Annotated in this window: 22 protein-coding genes, 1 tRNA gene and 2 pseudogenes; 8 read left to right on the top strand and 17 right to left on the bottom strand. The window is 57.0% G+C overall.

All coding sequences use genetic code 11. The features are described from left to right. Positions 1 to 5 precede the first annotated feature (5 nt). Positions 6 to 1,034 carry an SAM-dependent methyltransferase gene (locus ACQY1P_RS04720; RefSeq protein WP_062454391.1) on the top strand — a complete coding sequence of 343 codons (1,029 nt, stop codon included), beginning with the start codon at positions 6 to 8 and terminating at the stop codon, positions 1,032 to 1,034. Positions 1,035 to 1,053: 19 nt separating this feature from the next. Beyond that, complete coding sequence (locus ACQY1P_RS04715; protein ID WP_430253214.1) at positions 1,054 to 2,088, top strand: trans-3-hydroxy-L-proline dehydratase; 1,035 nt, start codon at positions 1,054 to 1,056, stop codon at positions 2,086 to 2,088. A 7-nt stretch (positions 2,089 to 2,095) separates the two neighbouring features. Here the strand turns inward: ACQY1P_RS04715 and ACQY1P_RS04710 are convergent, their stop codons facing one another. The 6 genes from ACQY1P_RS04710 to cyoA are packed head-to-tail and all read right to left on the bottom strand — an operon-like array spanning position 2,096 to position 8,924. Then, positions 2,096 to 3,964, bottom strand: a complete 1,869-nt coding sequence (locus ACQY1P_RS04710) for an adenine deaminase (RefSeq protein WP_430253212.1) — start codon at positions 3,962 to 3,964, stop codon at positions 2,096 to 2,098. Positions 3,965 to 3,997: 33 nt separating this feature from the next. Continuing rightward, on the bottom strand, positions 3,998 to 4,756 hold the full coding sequence (locus ACQY1P_RS04705; RefSeq protein ID WP_430253210.1) for an SURF1 family protein: 759 nt from the start codon (positions 4,754 to 4,756) through the stop codon (positions 3,998 to 4,000). A gap of 7 nt (positions 4,757 to 4,763) precedes the next feature. Further along, positions 4,764 to 5,165 (bottom strand): cytochrome o ubiquinol oxidase subunit IV, encoded by a 402-nt coding sequence (cyoD, locus tag ACQY1P_RS04700; RefSeq protein ID WP_062454400.1) that lies wholly within the window; start codon positions 5,163 to 5,165, stop codon positions 4,764 to 4,766. Further along, positions 5,162 to 5,782: a cytochrome o ubiquinol oxidase subunit III gene (cyoC, locus tag ACQY1P_RS04695; protein ID WP_062454402.1), complete on the bottom strand. Its 621-nt coding sequence runs from the start codon at positions 5,780 to 5,782 to the stop codon at positions 5,162 to 5,164. The genes cyoD and cyoC overlap by 4 nt, the downstream gene beginning before the upstream one ends. A 5-nt stretch (positions 5,783 to 5,787) precedes the next feature. Then, positions 5,788 to 7,791: a cytochrome o ubiquinol oxidase subunit I gene (gene cyoB / locus ACQY1P_RS04690; protein WP_430253208.1), complete on the bottom strand. Its 2,004-nt coding sequence runs from the start codon at positions 7,789 to 7,791 to the stop codon at positions 5,788 to 5,790. 11 nt (positions 7,792 to 7,802) lie between these two features. Further along, entirely contained in the window at positions 7,803 to 8,924 is a 1,122-nt protein-coding gene (gene cyoA, locus ACQY1P_RS04685; RefSeq protein ID WP_244473942.1) for a ubiquinol oxidase subunit II, read from the bottom strand. Positions 8,925 to 9,228: 304 nt separating this feature from the next. On the opposite strand from cyoA, the gene ACQY1P_RS04680 reads away from it, so the two are divergent. Further along, entirely contained in the window at positions 9,229 to 10,578 is a 1,350-nt protein-coding gene (locus tag ACQY1P_RS04680) for an MFS transporter (RefSeq protein ID WP_062454408.1), read from the top strand. 84 nt (positions 10,579 to 10,662) lie between these two features. On the opposite strand, the gene modC is transcribed toward ACQY1P_RS04680, so the two are convergent. From modC to modA, 3 genes are read right to left on the bottom strand one after another with little or no spacing between them, the layout of a single operon-like run. Beyond that, complete coding sequence (modC, locus tag ACQY1P_RS04675; protein ID WP_325264198.1) at positions 10,663 to 11,733, bottom strand: molybdenum ABC transporter ATP-binding protein; 1,071 nt, start codon at positions 11,731 to 11,733, stop codon at positions 10,663 to 10,665. Further along, positions 11,730 to 12,431: a molybdate ABC transporter permease subunit gene (modB, locus tag ACQY1P_RS04670; protein ID WP_174197373.1), complete on the bottom strand. Its 702-nt coding sequence runs from the start codon at positions 12,429 to 12,431 to the stop codon at positions 11,730 to 11,732. The genes modC and modB overlap by 4 nt, the downstream gene beginning before the upstream one ends. A gap of 48 nt (positions 12,432 to 12,479) precedes the next feature. Beyond that, positions 12,480 to 13,223 carry a molybdate ABC transporter substrate-binding protein gene (gene modA, locus ACQY1P_RS04665; RefSeq protein WP_184656013.1) on the bottom strand — a complete coding sequence of 248 codons (744 nt, stop codon included), beginning with the start codon at positions 13,221 to 13,223 and terminating at the stop codon, positions 12,480 to 12,482. A gap of 768 nt (positions 13,224 to 13,991) precedes the next feature. Between modA and ACQY1P_RS04660 the strand changes: the two genes are divergently transcribed. Continuing rightward, positions 13,992 to 14,651 (top strand): hypothetical protein, encoded by a 660-nt coding sequence (locus tag ACQY1P_RS04660; RefSeq protein ID WP_430253206.1) that lies wholly within the window; start codon positions 13,992 to 13,994, stop codon positions 14,649 to 14,651. A 4-nt stretch (positions 14,652 to 14,655) separates the two neighbouring features. Beyond that, the gene (locus ACQY1P_RS04655) at positions 14,656 to 15,612 is read left to right on the top strand and encodes a hypothetical protein (RefSeq protein ID WP_430253204.1); all 957 of its coding nucleotides are present in this window, start codon (positions 14,656 to 14,658) and stop codon (positions 15,610 to 15,612) included. Between the two features lie 353 nt (positions 15,613 to 15,965). Here ACQY1P_RS04655 and ACQY1P_RS04650 read toward each other — a convergent pair. The 8 genes and pseudogenes from ACQY1P_RS04650 to ACQY1P_RS04615 all read right to left on the bottom strand — a co-directional run. Beyond that, positions 15,966 to 16,163, bottom strand: a pseudogene (locus ACQY1P_RS04650) (transposase); the annotation flags it as partial. Positions 16,164 to 16,302: 139 nt separating this feature from the next. Then, the gene (locus tag ACQY1P_RS04645) at positions 16,303 to 17,142 is read right to left on the bottom strand and encodes a HEPN domain-containing protein (RefSeq protein ID WP_430253202.1); all 840 of its coding nucleotides are present in this window, start codon (positions 17,140 to 17,142) and stop codon (positions 16,303 to 16,305) included. A gap of 225 nt (positions 17,143 to 17,367) precedes the next feature. After that, positions 17,368 to 17,985 carry a hypothetical protein gene (locus tag ACQY1P_RS04640; RefSeq protein WP_430253201.1) on the bottom strand — a complete coding sequence of 206 codons (618 nt, stop codon included), beginning with the start codon at positions 17,983 to 17,985 and terminating at the stop codon, positions 17,368 to 17,370. Positions 17,986 to 18,534: 549 nt separating this feature from the next. Then, positions 18,535 to 18,611: transfer RNA gene (locus tag ACQY1P_RS04635), tRNA-Ile, on the bottom strand. A gap of 689 nt (positions 18,612 to 19,300) precedes the next feature. Then, positions 19,301 to 19,612, bottom strand: a complete 312-nt coding sequence (locus ACQY1P_RS04630) for a helix-turn-helix domain-containing protein (protein WP_430253199.1) — start codon at positions 19,610 to 19,612, stop codon at positions 19,301 to 19,303. A 70-nt stretch (positions 19,613 to 19,682) separates the two neighbouring features. Next, positions 19,683 to 20,049: pseudogene (locus tag ACQY1P_RS04625) on the bottom strand (VOC family protein). Between the two features lie 302 nt (positions 20,050 to 20,351). After that, entirely contained in the window at positions 20,352 to 21,065 is a 714-nt protein-coding gene (locus tag ACQY1P_RS04620) for a hypothetical protein (protein ID WP_430253197.1), read from the bottom strand. A 1,155-nt stretch (positions 21,066 to 22,220) separates the two neighbouring features. Then, positions 22,221 to 22,955 carry a 3-oxoacyl-ACP reductase family protein gene (locus ACQY1P_RS04615; RefSeq protein WP_430253195.1) on the bottom strand — a complete coding sequence of 245 codons (735 nt, stop codon included), beginning with the start codon at positions 22,953 to 22,955 and terminating at the stop codon, positions 22,221 to 22,223. Positions 22,956 to 23,060: 105 nt separating this feature from the next. Here ACQY1P_RS04615 and ACQY1P_RS04610 point away from each other — a divergent pair, with 105 nt between their 5' ends. The 3 genes from ACQY1P_RS04610 (at position 23,061) to ACQY1P_RS04600 (ending at position 26,540) form a co-directional block, all read left to right on the top strand. Continuing rightward, complete coding sequence (locus ACQY1P_RS04610) at positions 23,061 to 23,693, top strand: TetR/AcrR family transcriptional regulator (protein WP_430253193.1); 633 nt, start codon at positions 23,061 to 23,063, stop codon at positions 23,691 to 23,693. Between the two features lie 532 nt (positions 23,694 to 24,225). Further along, positions 24,226 to 25,863 carry an AAA family ATPase gene (locus tag ACQY1P_RS04605; RefSeq protein ID WP_430253191.1) on the top strand — a complete coding sequence of 546 codons (1,638 nt, stop codon included), beginning with the start codon at positions 24,226 to 24,228 and terminating at the stop codon, positions 25,861 to 25,863. An 8-nt stretch (positions 25,864 to 25,871) separates the two neighbouring features. Further along, positions 25,872 to 26,540, top strand: coding sequence for a 4Fe-4S single cluster domain-containing protein (locus tag ACQY1P_RS04600; protein ID WP_430253189.1), 669 nt, complete (start codon positions 25,872 to 25,874; stop codon positions 26,538 to 26,540). Positions 26,541 to 26,603 lie beyond the last annotated feature (63 nt).

Here is a 26,603-nt window from a genome sequence, read left to right as displayed (position 1 = left end):
CCACGATGAACATGCTGGCCTTTGCCATCAATACGGCTGAACGAGCACCCTTAAGCGATGGCGTGACGCTTGCCGGGATCGACTTTCTATGCGGTCGCACCAAGCGAAAGCTGGCCTCCACGCCGGCAACCGCCGAGGACGCGTTCGCAAGATCGATGGCCGACTTTCCGATCGCCACCCATACAGATGACGCCAACCGCCAGCATTACGAACTGCCGCCAGAGTTCTTCAGCCTCGCTCTCGGTCCACAGCGGAAATACTCCTGCGCATTGTATCTGGCTGACGATACTACGCTTGCGGAAGCGGAATCCTACGCGCTGGCCGAGACCGTGCGACACGCGGAACTGAGTGATGGAATGGACATTCTCGAGCTCGGCTGCGGCTGGGGTTCGCTGTCGCTCTACATGGCCCAGCATTTTCCCAATGCCCGGATCACCTCCGTCTCCAACTCGGCCCCGCAGCGTGAGCACATCCTCAGCGAAATCGAGCGGCTGAAGCTCGACAACCTCACCGTCATCACCGCCGACATGAACGACTTTTCGACGGATGAGACCTACGACCGGGTCGTTTCGGTGGAAATGTTCGAACACATGTCGAACTGGCGAGGCCTTATGGAGCGCACAAGAGGCTGGCTGAAGCCCGACGGAAAGCTGTTCCTGCACGTGTTCACCCACAAGGATCGGTCCTACCGGTTCGAGCACGACAACCCAGCGGACTGGATCGCCCACCATTTCTTCACAGGCGGCATCATGCCCGCGCACGACCTGCCGCGGCGTTTCGATGATATTTTCACCGTCGAACAAGACTGGCGCTGGTCGGGTCTCAACTATCGCCGCACCGCGATGCACTGGCTTGAAAATTTCGATCGCGAGATCGGGCAAATCCAGCCGATCCTGAAGGATGTCTACGGCAAGGACGCCTGCCTCTGGCAGCGCCGCTGGCGTCTCTTCTTCCTTGCCACTGCCGGATTGTTCGGCCATGACAAGGGAGAGGTCTGGGGCGTTGGGCATTACCTGATGACACCCAAGCGGTAACATCTGCCGGGGGGTCGCGTTGCGCACATCAAAAGTCATCCACATCGTCAGCTGCCATGCGGAGGGCGAAGTCGGGGATGTCATCGTCGGCGGTGTACTGCCGCCGCCGGGCGATACACTCTGGGACCAGTCCCGCTTCATCGCCCGTGACGAAACGCTGCGCAACTTCGTGCTGAACGAGCCCCGTGGCGGTGTCTTCCGGCACGTGAACCTGCTGGTGCCGCCGAAGGATCCGCGCGCCCAGATGGGCTGGATCATCATGGAGCCCGCCGACACGCCACCGATGTCCGGCTCCAACTCCATCTGTGTTGCGACCGTACTGCTCGACACCGGCATCATTCCCATGACCGAGCCGGTGACACGCATGACGCTCGAAGCGCCAGGCGGCCTGGTCGAGGTCACAGCGGAATGCCGCGACGGCAAGGCCGATCGGATCACCGTGCGCAACGTGCCGTCCTTTGCGGACAAGCTCGCAGTGTCGCTGGAAGTGGCCGGCTTCGGAACACTGACGGTCGACACAGCCTATGGCGGAGACAGTTTCGTCATCGTCGATGCGGCTTCACTGGGGTTCGAGGTGAAACCCGACGAGGCACGCGAAATTGCAGAAGCGGGCGTGAAGATTACCGCGGCTGCCAACGAGCAGATCGGCTTTACCCATCCGGACAATGCCGGCTGGGACCACATTTCCTTCTGCCAGATCGCCGCTCCCCTTACCCGGGAAAACGACGTGCTGAGCGGCGCAAACGCCGTCGTCATCCAGCCGGGCAAGATCGACAGGTCTCCCACCGGCACGGGCTGCTCGGCGCGCATGGCGGTTCTCCTTGCGCGTGGCGAGATGGCAATCGGCGACACCTATATCGGACGCTCGATCATCGGTTCGGAATTCCACTGCCGTATTGACTCGACGACGCTTCTCGGCGATCGCGAGGCAATCTATCCGCTGATCTCCGGCCGCGCCTGGATTACCGGAACGCATCAGTTGATGCTGGATCCGTCGGACCCTTGGCCGAGCGGTTGCCGTCTTTCGGATACCTGGCCGAAGCTCGGAAGGTGAAGCGGCGTCAAAAAACGACCGGATGGGTTTTGCCGGTCTGGACGTTGACGAGCCCCTCCGGCGCGTAGTCGCTCGGGGCGACCAGAACCCAGCGCCAGGGCGCGCAGGTGAGCGTCGCAAAGGCGAGACGCTCCGGGAAACCTGCGGACCAGCGCGGATGAAAACTCGGCTCGAACATCCACTCGACCTTTTCGCCCTCGGCATAGAGCACCTGCATCTCCTCATGCAGAGCGTCCGCCGACCGGCAGCTCATCAGCCCCGCCACCTCGTAGCGAACCCGCGCGACGACCTTTCCATCGCGAACCAGTGCCCAGCCACCATCATTGGCAGCGACGGCGTTGACAGCTGCGGCCATCGCTTCGTCCGATGAGCCGACGCACCAGATATTGTGCTTGTCATGCGCCATGGAGCAGGCAAGCGCCGTATCCGGCGTCCGCGGCCCGCAGCCAAGCCAGAACATTTTCGACACCGCTCCCTTGCCCGAGAACCGGTCGATGATCGAGAACTTGGTGATGTTGCGATCGGCATCGCGCTGGACGAACCCATCTTCGACGGGAAGGTCGAAGGTCAGGAAATCATCGGTCCAGTGGAACGGCCGCAACACCGCAGCCGTCATTGTCTCGCGTCCGGGGTGAGCGGCGATTGCGAAATCCGCAGCTTTCAGCACGCGGCCGATATTGATTGTCTTCGTCGCCCAGTCCGGCCAGTCGATTTTGGGCACCTCGGGCAGATAGCGCTTGCCATCGGAAACCTGGATGCCATCGGCCCAGACCTTGGCGATCTGGAACTTTTCGACGTCGGACAGAAGCACGATATCGGCATAACGTCCCGGCGCGATCGTGCCCACCCAGGGCGTCAGGCGCATGTGACGGGCCGGATTGATGGTCACGCACTGTATGGCGATCTCGGGCGCAAGGCCTGCCTCGATGGCGAGGCGAACGTTGTAATCGGTGGCGCCGAGTTTCAGAGTATCGGAGGCGCTGCGATCGTCGGTCGTCAGGGCGATCTGCGACCAGTCGGCGAGGCCCTTCTCGAGGAGACCGGCGATAACCTCCGGCAAACTGTGCGGGCGCAGTTCCATGAACAGGCCGCGGGTCAGCTTGTCCCAGAACTCCTCGACCGTCCAGGCTTCGTGATCCGATGCCAGACCGGCCGCGGCGAAAGCGTTGATCGTTGGGATGTCGCGAATGCCCGCCGCGTGACCTTCAACGACTCCGCGCTTCTCGAACGTTGCTCGGATCATGCCCCAAAGGCGGTCGTAGGAAGGGCTGGTTCTGTCCCACACGCCCGGCCAGTCCATCACCTCGTCGAGGCCCGCAACCATCAGGCTTTCGGACATGAACTGCTTTTGCTCGTCATAACCGAGATACCCGCCGCCATGCTCATAACCGGTGGGCGGCACGGCCGATCCGGGCAGCGGGAAGATCTTGAGCGGCGAGCCGGCGGCGCGGGCCTTCAGCCAGAATTCGAGCGTCTTTGCGCCGTTGACGTTCGAAAACTCATGGCTTGCCTCACAGGTCCAGGTATTGCCGCGGGGAAGAACGAGTGCTGCTTCCCATTCCGGTGTCAAATGCGAGCTTTCGATATGCTTGTGCACCTCGCCAAGCCCTGGAATGGCAGCCAGATCGGGTTCATGCACCCGATGAGCGACGGTACCCGGATAGGATCCCGCATCGCCGACATAGGCAATGCGGCGACCCTTGATGATGATTTCCTGATCGGTGCGCCATGTCCGCGTGCTGACATCGAGCAGCCGGCCTACCCGAAGCGCCGTATCGGCTGGCAACTTGCCAAGTGCGACGAGCGTCAGTTCCTGGCGAACCGCGATCTCGACATCAGAATCGAGGCCAATATCGTTGATGGCGGGAGTATCCAAGGCGCGTTCTCCTCAAGATGAAATCGTTGCGGATCAACCGGCCGCGCGCTGCAAGCGTCCGAAGAAGATCGCAGCACCGAGAGACATGATTGCGAGCGCAAACCAGGTCAGTGCGTAACTCAGATGGCTGTTGGGAAATTGGATGACGGTCAGGCCGCCGACCGGATAGCCACCCGGGTTCGACGTTGCGTCCGCATCGATGAAATAGGGCATGACGCCCTGAAGACCGCGCGACGCGCTGATCGCTGCGACATCGCGCGAATACCAACGCTCGTTGCCCGGATCGTTCTCCCGCAGGAAGCCGCCGCCGGGTTCGGAGAGGCGGACAAGACCTGTGACGGCGGCTTCGCCGACGGTCTGGCTTTCAACCCGGGTTGAGGGATCCCTGCGGTCAGGGGGCACGAAGCCGCGATTGATCAGGATCGTCCTGCCGTCTTCAAGCTTCAGCGGCGTCACGACCCAGTATCCGGGCCCGAGCTTCGTCACGGCCTGAACCAGCGCTTCCTTCGTGTGATCGAAGGACCCGGAGATGGCGACGTGGAGATATTCGATATCGTCAGGTGACTGGCCGGCTGCCGGAGGTGCCACCGGCGTTGCATGCACACGGGCGTCGACCCTTGCGATAAGATCGAGCTTCCATAACAGGCGTTGCACCTGCCAGGATCCGAGCGCCACGAAAATCAGCGTCGCGAAGACCAGAAACACCCGCACGATGATGTGGGAGCGAGAACGGGAAAGTGGCGCGGAATGACCCGCGCCACTTTGATTGTTGTCTGTCTCAACCGGTCTCATGACCGCCTCAAGGCATGTTCTTCATCATCTCCGGCGACATGACCATCATGTTTGCATTGAGATGGTGCATGACCCAGAGCGAGCCGGAGAGAGCGATGACCACGATGACGATCGTGAAGATCAGTGCCATCGCCGTCCAGCCACCTTCGGACTTGGTGTTCATGTGCAGGAAGTAGATCATGTGCACGACGATCTGGATGACGCCGAAGATCATAACCAGAGCGCCGGTGACAGCCTTGTTGTCGAAGACGTCGCCCATCACAAGCCAGAACGGTATCGCCGTCAGGATCACCGACAGGATGAAGCCGGTCGTATAGCTTTTCAGCGAACCGTGGCTCGCCTCGTGCCCGTGGCTATGGGCGTGATGCGCGGCGTGCGCATCTTCGTGCGCGGGTGCTTTGTCGGTCATCCGAGGACTCCCATAAGGTAAACGACGGAGAAGACGCCGATCCAGATGACGTCGAGGAAGTGCCAGAACATCGACAGGCACATCAGGCGACGGCGGTTTTCCGGGATCAGGCCATGCTTGGAAACCTGCACCATCAGCGTGACCAACCAGATGATACCGAAGGTAACGTGCAGACCGTGGGTTCCGACCAGCGTGAAGAACGCCGACAGGAACGCAGAGCGCTGCGGGCCGGCACCTTCGTGCAGGAGATGGCTGAATTCGTAGAGCTCGATGCCCAGGAAGGCGAGACCGAACACGCCGGTCACGCCCAGCCAGAACAGCGTCTCCGCCTTGGCGCCACGCTCCATCTGAAGCATCGCGAACCCGTAGGTGATCGACGAGAACAGCAGCATCGCGGTGTTGAGCGCGACGAGCGGCAGGTCGAACAGATCCGCCGGCGATGGGCCGGCCGCATAATTGCGGCCGACGACAGCGTAGGTGGCGAACAGGATCGCGAAGATCAGGCAGTCGCTCATCAGGTAGAGCCAGAACCCAAGATTGGTGCTGTTCTCCGGATGATGATCTTCTTCCAGGTAGAATTGCGGGTTTTCCGCCGTCTCTGTTTTAGAAGCACTCATGGTTATCACACCTGCCTAGCGAGCAGTTCGGTCCGCTTGTTCTCTTCCGCGACAACGTCGTCCGCCGGAATGTAGTAGTCGCGGTTGTAGTTGAACGTATGGACGATCGACACAACGATGATGGCGATGAAGGACACGGCAGCAAGCCACCACATGTACCAGATCAGGCCGAAGGCGAGTGCCACGCTGATGCCGGAGAGGATCGCGCCGGTGCCGGTGTTCTTCGGCATGTGGATCGGCTTGAAACCCTGAAGAGGACGCGCATAACCGCGGTTCTTCATGTCGTACCAGCTGTCGTGATCGTGGACCACCGGAGTGAAGGCGAAGTTGTAGTCCGGTGGCGGCGACGATGTCGACCATTCCAGAGTACGGCCGTGCCACGGATCGCCGGTTTCGTCCCTCAGTTCATCACGCTTCCAGACGCTGACGCCGATCTGGATGATGAATGAGGCGATACCGATGGCAATCATACCTGCACCGCAGGCTGCGATGATGAACCAGATCTGCAGCGACGGATCTTCGAACTGCGATACGCGGCGGGTGACGCCCATCAGGCCAAGAACGTAGAGCGGCATGAAGGCGAAGTAGAAGCCAACGAACCAGAACCAGAACGATACCTTGCCCCAGAATTGGTTCAGCTTGAAGCCGAACGCCTTCGGGAACCAGTAGTTGACGCCTGCGAGAAGGCCGAACAGCACGCCGCCGATGATGACGTTGTGGAAGTGGGCGATCAGGAACAGGGAGTTGTGGAGCACGAAGTCGGCAGGCGGAACAGCCAGCATGACGCCGGTCATACCACCGATGGCGAAGGTCACCATGAAGCCGACCGTCCAGAGCATCGGGACGTCGTAGCGAATACGACCGCGATACATCGTGAACAGCCAGTTGAACATCTTCGCACCCGTCGGGATCGAGATGATCATCGTGGTGATGCCGAAGAAGGCGTTGACCGAAGCACCCGAACCCATCGTGAAGAAGTGGTGCAGCCACACGAGGTAGGACAGGATCATGATCACGCAGGTCGCGTAGACCATCGAGGCATAGCCGAACAGGCGCTTGCCGGAGAAGGTCGCAACGATTTCCGAGAAGATCCCGAAGACCGGAAGGATCAGGATGTAGACTTCCGGGTGACCCCAGATCCAGATCAGGTTCACGTACATCATCGGGTTACCGCCGAGGTCGTTCGTGAAGAAGTTGGTGCCGACGTAACGGTCAAGCGACAGCAGCACGAGGGTTGCGGTCAGGATCGGGAACGAGGCAACGATCAGGATGTTGGTGCAGAGTGCCGTCCAGGTAAAGATCGGCATCTTCATGAAGGACATGCCGGGAGCACGCATCTTCACGATCGTCGCGATCAGGTTGATACCCGACAACGTCGTGCCGACGCCTGCCACCTGCAGACCCCAGATATAATAATCGACCCCGACACCCGGGCTGTAATCGGCGCCCGAAAGCGGCGGATAGGCCAGCCAGCCGGTGCGCGCGAACTCGCCGATGAACAGCGAGATCATGATGATGATCGCACCAGCGGTCGTCATCCAGAACGAAAAGTTGTTCAGGAACGGGAACGAAACGTCACGCGCGCCGATCTGCAGCGGCACGATGTAGTTCATGAAACCGGTAACGAAAGGCATCGCCACGAAGAAGATCATGATCACGCCATGGGCGGTGAAGATCTGGTCGTAGTGGTGAGAGTTGAGGTAGCCCTCGTTGCCGTTGAAGGCGATGGCCTGCTGTACACGCATCATGATGGCGTCGGCAAAGCCGCGGAACAGCATGATGATGGCCAGCACGATGTACATGATGCCGATTTTTTTGTGATCGACACTGCAAACCCAGTCGCGCCAGAATGGCCCCCAGAGCTTGAAGTAGGTCATGAGACCCACCACGCCGATGCCGCCCAGACACACGGCCGCAAACGTCACGATCAGGATCGGTTCGTGAAACGGCAGTGATTCGAAGGACAACCTTCCGAAGATAAACTTCAGGATGTCAGGATTGGAAAACATGGGACAACCCGTTAATTGTTGATCTGCGCAGGCGCCGGATCGGCGTCGCCATTGTTCGTGTCCGGCATCGAGTGGTTGCCGTGACCTTGCTCATTGTGCGGCTGTTCATCGCTCTTGGCAGGTGTGCCAGTCGCGGGGAAAGTCGCGGCGTTTGTACCTTCCGCATCTCCGATACGACGATTGTCATACTGAAGTTTCGCGCGGTTCTCGTGGCTCTCAGTGCCGGCACCACCCATCATGTCGATATGCATCATTTCGTTCATGCACATCTTGCCCGGTTCGGCACACATGTTGAGGATCGCGCTGTAGAGATCCTTGTCGGCCGCCGCAAAATAGCGGATCGGCTCGCGCTCGGACGGCTTCTCAAGCTTTAGATAGGCATCGCGGTTGAGTGCGGTACCCTGCTGCTTGACCTTTGCGATCCAGCCGTCGAAGCCTTCGGCCGTGTAGCCGTGGAACTTGAAGCGCATGTGCGAGAACCCGGCACCGCTGTAGTTTGCCGAAAGTCCCTCGAACTCGCCTTCCTTGTTGATGACGGCGTGCAGTTTGGTCTGCATCCCCGGCATCGCGTAGATCTGGCCGGCGAGCGCCGGAATGTAGAACGAGTTCATCACCGAGCTCGAGGTGATCTCGAACGTGATCGGGCGATCGACCGGTGCGGCCATTTCGTTGACCGTGGCGATGCCGTATTCTGGATAGAAGAACAGCCACTTCCAGTCGAGCGCCACGACCTGAACCGTCAGAGGCCGCGTTTCGGCGGGAACCGGACGTTCCGCATCGAGGCGGTCGAGAGGACGATACGGGTCGAGACGGTGGGTGCTGATCCAGGTGATCGCACCGAGCGCCACAATGATCGCCAGCGGCGCGGCCCAGATAACCACTTCGAGCCGTGTCGAGTGATGCCATTCCGGATCGTATTTTGCTGTGGTGTTCGCATGACGATAGTGCCAGGCGAAGTAGAGCGTGAGAAACACGACCGGCACGATGATCAGCAGCATCAGAACGGTCGAGACGATAATCAGATCTGCCTGCTGCCTGGCGATATCGCCTGATGGCGACATCACGACGAGATTGCAGCCCGAAAGGGTGGCCAAAAGCGGCAGCAAAGCGATTTGGATGAGACGTTTCAACATTGGGAACATTGGTCTGCTCGAAACTTTCGATGTGTCCAGTCGGCCTAACGGAGCAAGCAACTGATCTCCATGAGGTGTTTCGTCGCAGTGCAATAACTTTTTCGCGCTGCAATGCAAGCGGGGTGTGTGGATTGATGATGGTCGTTGCAAAAACATCAACTCCGCCTCAATGTCCATCTGTTGCCATGGGTGCCTCAGAAAACACCAAAATCCGCCCAAAATATGCTTTTTGCGCGACGTCTTGATTGACAGCTGGTACGCCCGACATTCTCATGTGGAAACAGACGTGCAGGAGAACACATTCATGAGCCAACTTGCCAATCCTACATCCACAGAGATGGAACGGGATGCCCGGCAGATCCACGACGACAAGCCGGTCGAACCGAGCAATATTGCTATCGGGGTCGTCATCGGCAGAATGTCGGAATTTTTCGACTTCTTCGTGTACGGCCTCGCCTCGGTCCTGGTTTTCCCTCGCGTGGTCTTTCCGTTTGCCGGAGACCCGGTCACCGCCACGCTTTACTCGTTTGCGATCTTCTCGCTCGCGTTCATCGCGCGTCCTGTTGGCTCGGTGGTCTTCATGTGGGTCGACCGTACCTATGGACGCGGCACGAAGCTGACGATTGCCCTTCTCGTGCTCGGTGGCTCGACGGCCTCGATCGCCTTCCTGCCCGGCTATGAGACGATCGGATACTGGTCGCCGGCTCTGCTGGCGCTGTTCCGTCTCGGCCAGGGTTTTGCGCTGGGTGGAGCCTGGGACGGTCTTGCATCGCTGCTGGCACTGAATGCACCCCCGAACCGCCGCGGCCTTTACGCGATGATCCCGCAGCTCGGCGCGCCATTCGGGTTTGCGCTCGCGAGCGTCCTGTTCGGCTATTTCGTCTTCAATCTCTCCGACGCCGACTTCCTGAGCTGGGGCTGGCGCTATCCGTTCTTCGTCGCGTTTGCCATCAACGTTGTGGCCCTGTTTGCTCGTCTGCGCATTGTTGCATCGAAAGAGTTCGGCGATGCGCTCGAAGCGCACGAATTGCAGGCAAAGCCGGTTCTGGAAGTGCTGCGCGTTCACGGGGGCGACGTCGTTCTCGGCGCTTTTGCCCCGCTTGCAAGCTTCGCGATGTTCCACCTTGTAACGATCTTCCCGCTGAGCTGGGTGACACTTTTCGGTGGCCAGAGCGCCGGGAAATTCCTGTTCGTCCAGGTCATCGGTGCTTTGCTCGGACTCGTGACGGTCGTGATCTCCGGTCTTCTTGCAGACAGGATCGGTCGTCGCCGCCAGTTGATCATTGGTGCGGTGATCATCGCCATCTTCAGCTTTACGGCGCCGTTCCTGCTGAATGCGGGCGGTACCGGCCAGGATGCATTCATCATCATCGGCTTTGCCATCCTCGGCCTTTCCTTTGGTCAGGCCTCCGGTTCGGTTTCGTCGCGCTTCAGCCAGCCTTACCGTTACACCGGTTCGGCCCTGACCTCCGACCTCGCATGGTTGGTCGGCGCAGGTTTTGCGCCACTGACCGCGCTCGGTCTCGCGAGCCAGTTCGGCATCATCTTCATCGGCGGATACCTGATTTCGGGTGCCATCTGCACGATCGTCGCCCTGATGCTCAGCCGTGCACCCGACAGGTCGGCCGACAGCCCGCAGGGTGTCGCGACCTGATCGAACGGGTTAAAGCCTATAGACAGACGAAAAGGGTCAGCCAGCGCTGGCCCTTTTTATTTCGGGCACAGCTTACCCGGCCAATTACCGTGCCAGGGCGACGGTCTTGATCACCGCATAGACGGGAAGTCCGGCTTGAAGTGCAAGACGCTCAACCGACAGGCCGGTGATCCGGGCAAGCACCACGTCTTCGCCACACCGGATCTTGACGCGCACCATGCCCTCCCCTTCGGCATCCATCTGGGCGATCTGCCCTTCCAGAATGTTGAGGGCGCTCAGCCCTTCGGGCTTCCTGGTGGCGAGCATCACATCTCGCTCCGGCACATGGAGCCTGACGCTCTGTCCAACCTGCGCCCGCGCGTTCGAAACGACGAGAACTTCGGACGAAAGCCGCACAGTCGCCAAGCCATGCGCCGAATCGATTGCTTCGACGGTTCCGGAAAGCACCACGCCGGCTTCGCGGCGCTCTGTGGCCAGCACTTGGCTGCCGGACAGCACGTCCGACGGTGTGCCTGATATCTCCACCCGACCGTCGCTCATCATCACGACGCGGTCCGAGAGCCTCGCCACTTCCGCGACCGAATGGCTGACATAGACGATGGGCATCGCGGTCTCATCGCGCATCCGCTCCAGATAGGGCAGGATTTCGGCCTTTCGCTCGTCGTCGAGCGCTGCGAGTGGTTCGTCCATCAGGAGCAGTCTGGGTGACGACAAAAGCGCTCGGCCGATCGCCACGCGCTGCTTTTCGCCACCGGAAAGGTTGCCCGGCCGGCGGTCGAGGAGCGGACCGATGCCGAGCAGTTCGACAACATGCGAGATATTCTCGACCTGCCCTGACTTGGGCGCGAACCATTTTCCGTAAAGAAGATTCTGACGGACGCTTAGGTGCGGGAAGAGCCGTGCTTCCTGGAAGACATATCCGAAGCGACGCCTGTGCATTGGCACGAAGATGCCACGGTCGGTATCCAGCAAGACATCGCCGTCAATCTCGATCCGTCCGCGCTGCGGTTTGGAGAGGCCGGCAATGGCGCGCACCAGCGATGTCTTTCCGGATCCCGAGCGGCCGAACAGCGCCGTCACGCCGCCTGTCGAGGTGAAGGATGCGTCGAGCACGAAGCTCTTGAACGACTGCCGCACGTCCACGATCATCGTCATTCGACCGCCACCTTGCGTCCGACCAGATAGGCCATGAATTCGGACGCGAGCAGCGCCGCAAACGAGATCGCGATCGCCACGATGGTAAGACGCATGGCGCCGACATCACCGCCGGGAACCTGCGTGAACGTGTAGATCGCTGCCGACAGCGTCTGCGTTTCGCCGGGGATATTGGACACGAATGTGATCGTCGCACCGAATTCACCCATGGCCTTTGCGAAGGCGAGAATCATGCCGGCGATAATGCCGGGAAGAATGAGCGGCAGGGTAATGGTGAGGAAGACCCAGAGGGGACTGGCGCCAAGCGTGCCGGCCGCCTCCTCCAGCTTCCGATCCACAGTTTCGATCGACAATCGGATCGAGCGGACCATCAGGGGAAATCCCATCACCCCGCAGGCAAGGGCGGCACCCGTCCAGCGAAAGGAGAGGACGATGCCGAGATAATCCGCGAGGAACGAGCCCACCACGCCACGTCTGCCGAAGACGATGAGCAACAGGAATCCGGTCACAACAGGCGGCAGGATCAGCGGCAAAAGCACGATGCCGTTGAGGATCGATTTGCCCCAGAATTTTCCGCGCGCCAAGACATAGGCGACGAGAATGCCGAGCGGAAGGCTGACAAGGACGGCCACGCTCGAGACCCGAAGGCTCAGGCGCACCGCCGTCCATTCCTCCTCGCTGAGTACCAACCAGTCCAACGCTGCTTCCCTTCAGACATCAGCCCAAGGGGCCCAAGTCAAACTGGCTTACTTCAGAACCGTAAAGCCTTCCTTTTCGAAGAAAGGCGCGGCTTTGGCGGACTTCAGGTAATCGAGATAACCCGCGGCATCCGGCGATTTTGAATCCGAGAGAATCGCAATCGGGTAGATAATCGGCGCGTGGCTGTCCGCAGGGAAGGTTCCAACCACCGCGACACCCGGATCGGCAGCGGCATCGGTTGCATAGACGATGCCGTAAGGCGCTTCGCCGCGCGACACCAGCGCGAGCGCTGCCCTCACACTTTCGGCACCGGCGACGCTTTTTTCGACCGAAGACCAAATGCCGAGCTTTTCCAGCGCCGACTTTGCGTATTTGCCCGCAGGCACCGAATTCGGCTCACCCATGGCAAGCTTGCCGCCGTTCAAAAGCCGGGCAAGGTCGAGACCCCTGATGATATCGACCGGTGCGGCATTCTCTTTGGGCGCGACCAGCACGATTTGATTTCCGAGCCAGTTGGACTTTGTGTCTTCCTTCACCAGAGCCTTGCCGGACAGATAGTTCATCCAGTCGAGATCCGCGGAGACGAACACGTCTGCCGGCGCACCGCTTTCGATCTGCTTGGCGAGCGCCGAGCTTGCCGCATAGGAGGCGGTCACCGGCTTGCCATAGGCCTTGTTGGCAGCGTCGAGCGCATTCTTCATGCTGGCTGCAGCAAACACCGTCACCTTCTCATCCGCCGCGGCCGGAGCAGCCAGCACGGCGAGAGACAGGGAGACTACGAGGACGGTCATCAACCCTTGAAAAACATAGGAACGTCGAGTCTTACCATTCATCCAATCGCGCTCCCAGGCATAAGCAAGATATCCATCTCGATATATCGTACGCGGAATTTTTGCCAAGGGATATATTCGGCGAAATATCTCGCTGGGTAAGCCAATCCAGAACGCTCCATGTTGGCGTCGCGGAAGAACGCACCCGGATTAGCTAGGTCGGGTCCGAAAGTCGCGGTATCGCGTATCCTGGCATTCTGGCGACTTGAAGCAATATTTATCGCGGAGGCCCAGATAAGCGCCGGATTAACCCGTTTAATTCGCGAACTCTGCGTTCCCATTTGCCGTAGGACGCGGCTCGCGATCACAGCACAAGATTGGCCTCCCTAAGTGCAAGAGTGTTCTCGCCTCATTAAGATCTAGAATTTTGCCATATAACGAGGCGGTGAATATCACTCGGGCGTGCTCAGCGGTCATCTATATAAGTGCGATCACCCTCAACGGCGTCCACACATCCTAACGGACTGGTCAGCATCTGAGGCAACTCGCATCCACGTTCTTGTCAGCCTCCTCATCAGAATCTCGGGGATGATTTCAAATGGGGTTCGATGCAACACCACGCCTCTGCGTATCTGTAGCTGACGGGGCCGTCTAAGCTACACCACTCCTCGGGGACATGATCATTTTCTCGCACACCTTGATGGCTCGCCTGAGATTCTCCCTCAGCAATTTACTGTAAAATAAGAGGCTCTTGTGTTAGACGCTGGGCATCGAAAAAATGAGCTTAAAATGACAGTAGAGACACTTTCTATCCTCGTTGACGCAGTAACAAGACGCTACGAAAACAATCGCTCGCCTCTCTATCTGTCAGCGCTTGGACAGCTTCTTAAGCAAGATCGTGAACTGGTGATCAAGCAGTTCGGTAGCCTTTCCAAGGCAGTCGATGCGGCAGGCCCGAATAAACTTGAGATGATCAATCGATCACATCCAGGTGCCATAGTGGTTGTCACTCCTGCTGTCCGAGATGAGGTTCAGTCTGTGCTGGAGAGTTTGGCTACCTCCAAGTTCGACGCACTTCCTGCTCCCCTGCAAATCGCGTTCTGCCTCCGAACGGAAGCCGGACAGAGCGTTGCTGTGAAAGTTTCGCCACCTATGCGCTACCTGCGCCTTGAGTCGACCGAACCAGTTCCGGCGGGTTTTATCGCTGTGGATGGAGTCTACAGGTCGCCTGGGCTCGATCTGCGCACCGCATCGACGAAAGAAAAGGAGGTCTTATGGAGAGCTTTCTTAGGCTGGGCGGAGAAAAACAACATCGCACCAGATATTTTGGTTCGTGGCACTCAACCGACGAACGCCCTAGAGCGGCTACTTTCGCTGCAGCCCCCAGAGATTCTTGATCGACTGAACATCCCCGCCGACATCATAGCGATTTTGCTTAAACACCAGTAATTATATGCGCAACATTGCCCGAAGACCGATTGGGGATGCAACGGCGCAACCGCTCGTAATCGTAGCTGGTCTCCCCGCGCCCAATCATAGCGCCATAGCTAAGGCGATACGTGCCGACTTTCCAACCTGGAAAGTTATTGCGACACCGTTTCCAAGAGATCCCAAGCCTCCCTACGGAGATAACGGTGCGTTGCTGGATCTAGTCCGAACTGTCTGCGATTTTGCTGAGGCGCAAACGGTTTCGCATCCACCAAGACCAGGCCAACTTGTTCTGCTCTACGTGGATGATGCAAATTGTCGAAAAGTAATCGATGTGTTCGGTTATTCGACATTGGCAATACCGCTAATACACGACAGCTGGGACTGGCCCTACGGAAAGCACTGGCGATCCGATCCCGATGCGGTGTATCAACTTGTCCAATCAGCGCTGCATCGGGCGTCAGTCGGCGATTTGCACGAGTTAAAGATCCGGCTCGAAAAGGACAAGTCCGATGAAGTGCTTCTCCTCCCACCTCGAAACTTCCATTTAACCGCAGGGGCGGTCCTTGACGACCGGTTTAGAGACGCCCATTTATTGGGAGCGATAGGCGACATAGACGACGCTGACATCCTCAACGAGGAGTTTACTATTGAGAGCCTTCCGACGTTTTTCAAAAATACCGGAGAGGTTCGGAAGAATTTTCGAGTAGATGATAGGGGACTCGTTTTTGCGATCTCTAAGCACGGTCAACACGGGCCTAGTCGGATGCAAAATGTTTCCCAGACACAATCCCTTTCTGACTTTAGGGCATTGCTGGAAGGGTTGTATCGTTTTGGACATCCACTGCGGTCGGGATTTCAACACGACGTGCAATGGCCTCATGACAAGGCACTGGTCTCGGAAACGTTTGTAGACGTGAACAAAAGTGTTCGGCTATCGCAGTCGCACGCGAATATCTACAGTAACGACGCAGTACGCTAAAAATAAAAGGCGGGCATTTTTGCCCGCCTTTTCATAACTGGGGTATCTTCTTTTGCCAGCCGGTCGGTTGCTTTAACAACCGTGCGACACCAAGTTTGGAGACCCATACCGGTATCACAGGAAACGAAATTTCCGTCGACTCAGGCTTCCAATGAAGCCCTGCAGCGGAGGCTGCGGATTAGGATATCTCCCGTGTGAATTCCTTTATCGCCACTTATATCGCACGTTGTGTTGCAAAAATCAAGACTGGGACCAAAAGGTCGATGAACGGAGAAGGTCCCTAATGATTGGGCTGCGAGGATGCAAGCTTAGGGATATTACCGCCTGCAGCGACTCGCTCCCATGAATACACCGAGATCAGGAGCGCCGTCGCGATCCTGGATATCAGCGCTTTGAAACATGAGGCCGACCATCAGTCCGAGCGTGTCTACAATTGTGTGGCATTTGCGGCCCTTGACCTTTTTGCCTGCATCAAACCCACGGATACCATCACTTTCCGTCGTTTTGACGCTCTGGCTATCGATGACGCCTGCCGTTGGAGAGGCGTGCTTATTGACGCTGCATGAGCGCGTAAAGGATGCGCCGTTCCTAATGGCGCAGCAGGAAGAACTAAACCGCTTCCTGGAGCCAGTTTTCTGTTTAGAGGCGGAGATGATCAGATGGTGGGACATTCATATGAGCCAACTCTTTTCAAGTCTCCTCTGTGTTTAATCGAGTGATCTCTTTCTGGAGCGAAGCTTTGTCGCGCTTGTTCAACCGGACATTCGTGAGAAGCCACCTATTGAATTCGATCCGATACTGACGGGAACATTCCAAACTTTGGATGGCTGCGGCATAAGCTGACTGCTGCAAGGCCAAAATAGGTTGAAGTCCAACCTCCACGCCGCCTCCGGAAATGATGGATTGCCAAATAGCGTTGCCGGTTAGAAAGTCGTCTACCAATTGGTTGTCTTTATCGGCCGCCCAGTCCTTTTTCACAGTGTGTGTCTCAAGAGGCATGGCGGCACCTAGTTTCCAGTTCGTAATGTCCTTATGCGCCGGATTGTCAGCGTTTAGGGTTCGACAATTGCGACGTAGGAAATAGATCAGTTGGTCAAGTTTAGGCAAAACATAAAAGTCGAATTGGTAGCCGTTTCGTCCATACCGGTTATCAGGGCTCCCATAGACTTCGAGGTAGCTTACAAAGTAGCGGATCGAATTATTTCCCCAGCTAAATCCAGCCTCCTTCAGCGTTTCCGAAACTGGAAAAGAAACGAATTCATCCGGGATGATTGCCAAGGGAACATTCGTCTTCAATTTGTCGAAGAGACCGACAAGTCCATGGGTATTAAGGGCATCGAAGCCATTTAAAAGCAGAGCTGCCTTGAGATATTTCTCAGTGGCTTGTGCCGCAGCCCAGTAACTGTCGAAGATCAAACTTCGGTTGAACGCTATCCGTGCAACCAAGTAATTTTGGTCCGCAGGCATTGTAAATGCCTGCTCGACGTAAATTTGTCGCATAGCGTTCGGCATTCCTGCATCTTTAGCCATTAGCAACCGTTCGCCTACACTGTGCCCATTGTCGCTCATTTCCGCATATACGACCCATCAGACGGATTATAAGAGGCGATGGCTACCTCGAAATCCTTCGCGCTCGCCTTTTCCTCCACCTCCTCACGACAACTCCCAGGCAGCTGCCACGGCTCTCGCGGCTACTCACAAAAAGCGAGCTATAACTTGTGCGCGTTGATAACGCGCCCACGCGAGTAGCTTACTTCAATCGCTGAAGGTCTCGCTGGCGGATGGCGTTCTGCTCTCAGCCACCGACCAGTGCTCTTGTAGAGGCAGCTCATCGGACTCAGCAAGCACCGTGATGTTTGGTGAAAGAACGAGAGGGAAATCCGTGTTGTCGAAACCCTCCAGTTCAAACCATTTGTCAGCGAGTTCCCAGTGGACGCCGACACAGGTCGACGGAAGTGCGGCTAACAATGCAAGCCCATTCGACAACCGCTGAACCTTTAGGATGCCAGTCGTCCTCACCAAAAGATCAGCCCAATAAAGCGATGCCCGTCTAACTCCGAGGCGATCTGTTGACGACGGAACCACTGTAGATTTTTGTGCGTCCGGCGATGAGCGCATAAGACGGTCCACCTCGTCGGCTTCGATTGCCTGGCAAACCTCACCAGGAACCGCCCATCTTATCGCCATTGCCGTCGCAAAACTGACTTCAGGAAGCGCGGGGGAACCGAACGAGGCGTCCGAGAACCATCGTCCGTCCCGGGCATCAATTTGCTTTGAGAAAAGCGGTTGGAGCTTGCCCCGCGCCTCTTTCAAGGAGTTTGCTTGAATATAGATGGTAGCGGCCATTCCGAGGCCGATTGAGAAGAAGGCCATGAAGGGCACTCGTTTGCGATACCGTTATCGTCACCCTGCATGCGGGCGGCGTCAAGCCGTCCTACCTACTGTCGGCTGAGGCATCTTGCATTCACCGAGACCCAAACATCAATCCGGTCAAACCTGGACTGGCGTCGTAACTTGCCCGTCGTAAAAATCAGAGTTGAGAATCCAGACTTGCGTCTGTGATCGAGCAGCGCCTACATGATCTGAGCGCACGTCTCCGGCGTCGCTGCTATTTTCCCCTGAGCGTCGAACTGGATCCCGAAACCGTACCCAGCCTGATTGTCACGCAGCCATTGCATCAAGAGAGGATCTCTGTAGAGCCCCTCTCGCGGGTCGCAAATGCACGCCGGAGCTAAATCTTGTTATCGCCGACATACGCGACTAGGGGAGCTACATCGCGAGCCGCTGTTTCACGTCGCTGGGGGAAGCGTCGGCAATTCAACGTCTTTTCGCGCCTAATCGTACCGAAAAGATCGGGCTAACTTCGAAATCTGGATTGAGATCGGTTGCAGATTTCCAGACAGATGTGGGCGCAGCAAAAATTGGTGGGCCCGGCAGGACTCGAACCTGCAACCAATCGGTTATGAGCCGACGGCTCTAACCACTTGAGCTACAGGCCCTCAATCATTGCTTAAACCAGGTTCCGTAAATCCGCAACCTGACTAAAGCGGTGCCTCGAACCCGGCACGCCTGAGGAAGAGCGAACGACTGTGCTCTGCCCTCAACGGCGAACCCTACAGCCCGAGTTTCGCTCGGAGGTCCGCATTCTCCTTGCGAAGTTTCTCTGCAAGAGTAGCCCGCAATGATTTGTTTTCTTCTTCCAATTTCAGCAATTCGGCGAACTCGTCTCCGACTGATACCGTTTCAGTTGATGCAATTTCGGAGATGTCTCGGGACTTGCGACCTCTCCGTGTCCTTTTGCCTGCCTCGTCAGAACGTGTTTCGAGCGTAATGGTCTTGGCCGCACGCTTGCGGCGCTTAACAGGCTCAGACTTCACAACGCCTTCGGTGTTACTCTTGCGGCCTGGTCCCCTAGTCTTCTTTGGGGCAGCTTCTTCATGCGTTGTATTGACGCCAGCATACTCAGCTATGGAACCAATTATATCGACGACTTTCGCTTCGTCAAATGTCAGGACTGTCTCGTGTTACTCTGCCAATTAAGACACCAGCATTGATAAAAAACGGATAACAAACGTCCTCAGCCAATACGATCACTGCCACTTTCGAGGCGTCCAGATATCCGAGATCGAGACGACAATCCAAAGTCTTAGGAACGCTTACTTGGACTGAGCCAAAACTCCCCCGATACTCAGTCGTCATCATCCGGGATAAAAAGTTCGTCGCGAACCGACATCACCGGCCCCACCGAAGCAGGCCTATTGAGGTGCCTGTCGACCATTGCTCGGATGTCACCGCCAATACGCCGAGGAACCAAGATCAATTCGGCATCCAAAGCGGCGCAGAGCGCGTTCAAAGTTGCAGATTCTGGGTTCCCCCTGCCCGCCTCGATTTTGGAGACTTTGCCCTGGGAAATGTCCGCCAGATCGGCCAGCGTGCTCTGGCTCATCTTCCGCGCTTCTCGCAAGGTTCTAAAAGCACCAAAATCCACACCGAACCCCATCTTACCTGCTCCCAACCCGCCATACCTCTGAAGGTATAACCTGTCTCGATTATACCTTATACAGCATACTTCAAGCCGTCCGAGCCGTCAGCTTATTTCCGTCAGGATCGCGGAGGTACGCTACGAATGCCCCGTTAGGGCGCTCAGTAGGCGGGCTCTCAATCGCGGTGCCGCCGTTTGCGACACCGGCAGCGTGCCATGCCAATACGTGGTTTCGGCTCACGGCGGCGATACCGATTGTCCCACCGTTGGCCACGGTGGCCGGATTGCCGTCAATCGGCTTGGTGACCATCAACCGGCCGCCGTCGTGGGCGTATACCAACCTACCTCTGGCATCCATCTCTCCAGGATTACCTCCCAACGCCAAAAAACGTGGCATCGTAGAAGCTCCTCGCTCTTTCAATGTAATTACTTCCGATCATGACGTGGGTGAACATGCTTATCTCCATAAGGACCGCGACAACGATACTCGACCCGCCCTACCCTCCGCAACGATCGCAGCTGTGGTAAGTCGGGCATGGCGGAGATGTGCGATTGGTGCGCAACGGTTCTGCGACTGGCTCCAGCAGCTCAAGTTCCGCTGACCCGTGTTTGCAGCGCGAATTGAGCGTGCCAGTTAATAACGACGAAAGGGAGCAACTTTGGCCGCTCCCTCCGCTAGTGTGTGCCCTCGCGGAACGTGGACGCCAGTTCACTTCGCGCCATAGATGCCCTCTTTTGGCCTACCTCACGGTCTGCATTAAACGAATGCGTTCAGACCCTCGCTGCTTACCCGCAGTGTCCGGCGTATCCTGGATAGTGACGCTAGCAATGCGTTCTCAATCTGTAGCAATCGTGACTCGTAGTGGTCGCCGAAACGATCTGCAAGCTGGTCAAGCGTCTCCGCCAACGTCTGCACCGCGATATCGCATGTTTTCCACGAGCCCCTGCCCTGCAGCTTCACACATTCGATACTACAAGCAAGGTTGTAAACCTCTTCAAGGATCTCTTCGAGAGACCAATCGACCGTAAGGTCTTCAAGTCGCTTTCGGAGCGCCATCGTTTGCTGTTTGGCGGTCATTTCAAAGAACCTGGGCGAGTTGTCGCAGTCCTGATGCTCTTCCAGAAAAACCTGCCATCCATCCTCGGCAAACGCGCTATCATTAATATTCTTCGGATGGGTTGGGCTTCGATATTCTGCCAAAACGCCCTCACGATCAAACATCGGCAAGCCGAGCACGGCACCATTTGGGTGAAACCAGATATGCGTGGACTCTTTCGGGACAGTGGCGAATACCGCCTCGAGCGGAGCGACCGCGTATTGGACATGGCTTCCTCTGACGGCCTGCACTAAGAATCCGGCCTTGTAGGGAGCGTAAGCAACAGCCATTCGGTAGCAATCTGAGATCAGTAGGTCTGCCACCGAAGCTGGTTCCAAATGGAATAAGCTGATCCCGATGATTTTTCTGGGCATCAGTATGACCTTTCGGGCGTGGTCTGGATTTGCGCTGAGCGTTTCAGCAAGGGATCAGCCAATTGCGGCGCTGCTTTGCCTGCAAGCCACCTGCCCTTAAGATTCTCGACGAGTAGCATCATCTCAACCTCGCCAAGGTCGGCAAGAGTGCAATTGCTGGCGACCAAAGCCTCCCTTAAACGTCCGCACGCATTACTTGGTAGGGATCCATCCTTAGAAAAGCCCGCGCCTGACACCGTGTTTTCCGGCCGGACGTCCAGGCATACTGGGTACAGGACGGTCTCGCCACCGGAGGAAGCCGGAACGACATCAAGGTCGAACCGAAAACCTAAAGCTTTGGACGCCTTCTGTGGGGTGCGGCTCCTACCTGCTATTTCTGTTGTTTCCCGGTCTCTCATGAGCGCCGCACCCTACTAGTCTGGAATGACCCGGCGAACGCAGGACCGTTGCGCAATGTAGGCGACCACGCCAACGGTGTGCCGCTGACGGTTTCGATATTCATCATCATGATTGGGGAGCCGGTTTCGTTGCAATAAGTGTGCTTCAAAAAATCGGGGGCAGTCAATTAATTACTAGAGCCGCCTATAGATTTGCAAACGTATTGAAGCCGTCGAGTTGGATGGGCTCCGAGACGGCGTGATGCGAAATCTGATCCCCGATTTAGTGGAAACGAAGCCGTCATAAAGCTTCGCAGCCGAACGTTTCGAGAGCGGAACTTGAAAGACTGAAGGCAGTCAAAAATTCAAAGGTTCCGAGTGATTCTCGCTGAAGCGTAGATGTTCTTCAACGCCGTGGACCAAATCCCATCCTGGAGCCGACCGTATCGTGGGGTGGGATCGAGCACTGGTCGTGATGAACTCCATCCCTTCAGTCTGAAAAGTCCTAAGGGATCTTCATTGAGGCAGATAGCCCTTCGCCGGACCGATCGGTCCCAGCCGAGAGGTCGTTTCGAGGTGGCGAGGAGGTTCTCCGTCGCTCGTTGAGGTTTATGCACCTAGCTTGCAACCTGCTGGAATTGAACCTGGGTTATTTCCCGGTACCTGTGTATGCGTCGGTCATCGCAGCGGTAAAACGCCACTGCGCCGGACGGCGAATGTCCGGATACCAATCTTACGCGCAAGGTCGCTAAGAATGGCCTTGCGCGTCATGAGGACCTCAAGCGTTAATGCCGCCATCGACAGACAAGCCAGTACCTGTGATCTGGCCCGCTGCTGGGCTTGCGAGAAACGCTACAGCTACGGCGACATCTTCAGCTTTCCCATAGCGCCCTAGCGCCATGATCTGTCGAGTAGCGTCCGCGCCTTGCACCGGGTTCATATCCGTGTCCGTTGGCCCAGGATGAACAACGTTGACCGTAATGCCCTTTGGCCCGAGTTCACGGGCAAGCCCCCGGGTGAAAGCAAGCAAAGCAGACTTCGACATCGAATAAACTGTGACCCCCGGCCCCGTAACCCGCTCAGCCAAGCAGGAACCGATGGAAATGATGCGACCACCATCCTTCAGATGCGGAATTGCGGCTTGCGACGCGATGACGACAGACCGAACGTTGACGTGGAGCATCGCATCGACGTCCTCAAGCGCCATTTCCTCCAGCATGCCAGCGCGAATGATCCCAGCATTGTTTACCAGTATGTCGAGACCGCCCAACTCGGCTGCGGCCTGGTCTACAGAGCGCCGCACAGCTGCGGGGTCAGCACTATCTGCTTGAAGCGCAATCCCGCTCCGCCCCAGCTCCTTGATCTGATCGACAACGCTCTGAGCGAGATCCGCCGAGCGCTCATAGGTAACGGCAACATCTGCGCCACGCTCTGCGAGTTCGAGCGCAATGGCCGCGCCTATCCCGCGCGAGGCACCCGTCACCAAGGCTCGCCTACCCACCAAATCATTCATCTTGATTTCTTTCTGAAGTGATCATTACAAAACTAAATAGGTGGCTTGCGGAACCTCGTCAACACCTTATATAACGATCACTTCAAAAATTAGTTGGGCCCCGAGATGCAGGCGAGTGAGGCAGGACAGGTGCGCGGCCGACCGCGTGCATTCGACCGTGAGGCTGTTCTGGGCAGGGCGATGCGCCTGTTCTGGGAGCGTGGTTACGCAGCGACGTCCATTTCCGATCTGACCGAGGCTATGGGTATCGGGGCGCCGAGCCTCTACGCAACGTTCGGGTCAAAAGCACTCCTTTACGCGGAGGCTATCGAGCAATATCAAAAGCAGTATGAGAATTGGACTTGGTCGGGGTTCCTTACCGCTCCCACGGCGCGTGCAGCCGTCGAGCGCCTATTGATGGATTCAGCAGCCGTGTTGACGGGGTCTTGTTCGGAGGGCGATCCGCTTGGGTGTATGGTCACACTTTCCGCAGTCCAAAACGAAGGACAAGCTCACCTTGGCGATCTCGTTATTGCGGCGAGAAATCGATCTCTCATGCGTCTGAAAGATAGGCTATCTGCCGCCGTAGTCGGCGAAGAGATAGATGCGGCTGTCGATATTCCTGCACTGGCTCGATACATAGTGACGGTCCAAAACGGCATGTCCATCCAGGCGCGGGATGGCGCATCACGTAGCGAGCTTGAGGCTGTTGCCCGCATGGCTATGGTTGGATGGGATGCGCAAACAAGGCCGTCCTAACCAACGCAATCGAGAAGTGACTTTTGAATGGGATCAATTATCGGCCAGAAACGATCGCGTTGCTAGATCTGAACGCCGATGCGTGGCGAATGCGAGGTCAAGTCCTCGAAGTCAAACTGTTGCGGCTGTGGTTCAGAGACGCGCTTTTCTTGTATGTCCTGTACAGTTTAATCCTTAATGGATTTAAACTGGCAGTTTTGAGAGCTGGTCCGATTCCGTTGGCAAAAAGCCTACCTAAGTCCCGCCCGCTGAAGTCAGACGTTATTTTGCAATCAAATTGATTAGGCATTTTTACTTTGTCGGAAATCGTGATCTAACACACCAATAACGATCAAATAGTGACTCAAGTAAAGTGACATCTAAACCCCGTTGGCTCCGCGACCTCGTCCGATTTCTTCCCCTGAAAAGCCAGTTCGTTCTGACCGGCAACATCAGGGATCTCCAGGCTTACGAGACGACGCTAGGCACGGTCGCCGCCATCCCGCTGCCGCTTTGTCTAGACATGGAACTACGAGCGGCCGGATACAACGACGTGATCGTTTTCACTCCGTTGCACGGCTTCAGCTTGCCGGGTGGAAGCTCTTCTGCAGAAGATATCCTGACCGTGATGGCCCGCAATGGCCTTGGGTCCGACAACACGGTCGGAATGGGCCTGGATGTTCTCAACAGCGTGCTCAGCAATTTTACGGCGTCTACCGGCGATCCAGCGGTGCTTATCGTCGACTTCGCGTCTCGCTTGATCAACCGTGCAGATGCCCTTGCACTAGCTGAGCAAATGCTCTTCACCAAGGCCCAGATAGTCAGCCACACGGCTAACGCCCGGCCTGCTGGACCTGCACGCCGACCCTTCTACAACACGATCATATGGATCGCTGACCGAGAAACCGATTTACCCGACTGGCTCACAGTCGATAACCCAAAGCTGCGCCACATCTCCATAGCTGCCCCGGATAGTCTGACACGAAAGTCTCTGTCCATGTCGATGTTGCGGGCACTTCCAGATGCTCGCGATGTGCGACCCGAGGAACTCGACAAGTCAGCTGATGCGTTCGTAAACCTGACTGATGGCCTCCTGCTCGCGGACATGAACTCAATCGCTCAGCTGGGGCGAAACGAAGGGCTGAGAGTATCAGAGATCTCCGACGCTATCAGGCGCTACAAGGTCGGAGTCACCGACGACCCTTGGCGGCGGATAGACCACGCGAGAATCTTGGGCGCCGAGGACTTCATCGCTTCTCGTGTGAAGGGCCAAGGTCACGCCGTCGTCCACATGCTCGATATAATCAAACGAGCTGTAACCGGGATTGGGCGATCGTCAACAAACGGCCGACCGCGAGGCGTTGCATTCCTCGCCGGTCCGACGGGCGTCGGCAAGACTGAGTTGGCCAAGACGATCACAAGCCTCCTGTTTGGTGACGAGTCTGCCTACATACGGTTCGACATGTCGGAGTTCAGTGCCGAGCATGCCGATCAGCGACTGATAGGCGCTCCTCCAGGCTATGTTGGTTACGATGCCGGTGGTGAGCTAACGAACGCCATTCGCGAGAAGCCGTTCAGCGTGGTCCTTTTCGATGAAATCGAAAAAGCGCACCCGAAAATCCTCGACAAGTTCCTGCAGATCCTTGACGACGGCGTCTTGACCTCCGGGCGAGGTGACCGAGTGTACTTCTCCGAGGCAATCATCCTCTTCACATCGAACCTTGGAATTTACCGCACCGATAGTAGTGGTGTGCGAGTACAAAACGTCTCGTCGAACGACAGCCATGAGCTAGTTACTGAAAAAGTCCGCGAAGAGATTGATCGCCATTTCAAACTCAATCTCAACCGCCCCGAGATCCTCAATAGGATCGGCGAAAACGTTATTGTCTTTGACTTCATCCGACCTGCGGTGGCGGAGGCCATCTTCGAAGGCATGGTGTCCAGTCTTCTGGAAAGTACCCGGGCACTTGGCTTCAGCATTTCTATATCGGACACTGCCAAAACGGCGCTTAAGCAGAAATGCCTTGTTGACCTATCAAATGGAGGACGTGGCGTACGAAACATGGTCGAGGCGCACTTGGCCAACCCGCTATCACGCGCCATTTTCGACATCAGCGCAGTCGATGGCGCTTTCGTTATAAGTGAAATATCTCCAGGCTCAGTCACCTCGTTGACGCTCGTTCGGCAATAGGAGACCTCATGTCAACGATCTCCTTGTCCCGTATCCATTTCCCCGTGACCACACTTGGTCCGGGAAATCGAATCGGAATCTGGATGCAAGGCTGCTCGATACGCTGCCCAGGATGCATTTCAGCGGACACTTGGGCGGCAGGTCGCGGCCAGACCACGATAGAGCAGGTGCTCCTCGCGATGGCCGACTGGTTTCCTAAAGCCGACGGCGTCACGATATCCGGCGGAGAGCCGTTCGATCAGCCAAATGCCTTGAACGAGCTACTGAGAGGCATCCGAACCTACACAAAAGCCGACATTTTGGTCTTTTCCGGGTATCCCTTAGAAAGCATTTCACAGCCTCTGGAGGGGATGACGGGTCTCATCGACGCCCTTATCTCAGATCCATACGAGGTCGAGGCACCGCAAACAAAAGCATTGCGTGGCAGCGACAACCAGCGCCTTCATCTCTTCACCTTACTTGGGCAGAATCGGCTCTCATCCTATGAGCGTCCGATCGGCTCTGAAGATCGCCGATTTGACCTCATGATGGGTGAAACCGGAGAAGTTTGGATGGCGGGCATACCCGCACGGGATGACTTCGAGCGCCTGGCAACGGTCCTGAACGAACAGCACCATCAAGTACTCACAACGCAAGATCGTTCGATACGCGGCCGGAGTGGAAACCTCAATGATTAGATTTTGCCCAAACTGCAAGACAGAGAGACCGCTCAGCGAGTTTTATTGCGAAGGCGTCCTCGA

The organism is Neorhizobium sp. DAR64872/K0K18 (assembly GCF_050500175.1).
In the GTDB taxonomy this organism is placed as follows: domain Bacteria; phylum Pseudomonadota; class Alphaproteobacteria; order Rhizobiales; family Rhizobiaceae; genus Neorhizobium; species Neorhizobium soli.
Note: the sequence above shows the minus strand (reverse complement) of the source record. Positions and strands in the feature narration are given on the sequence as shown.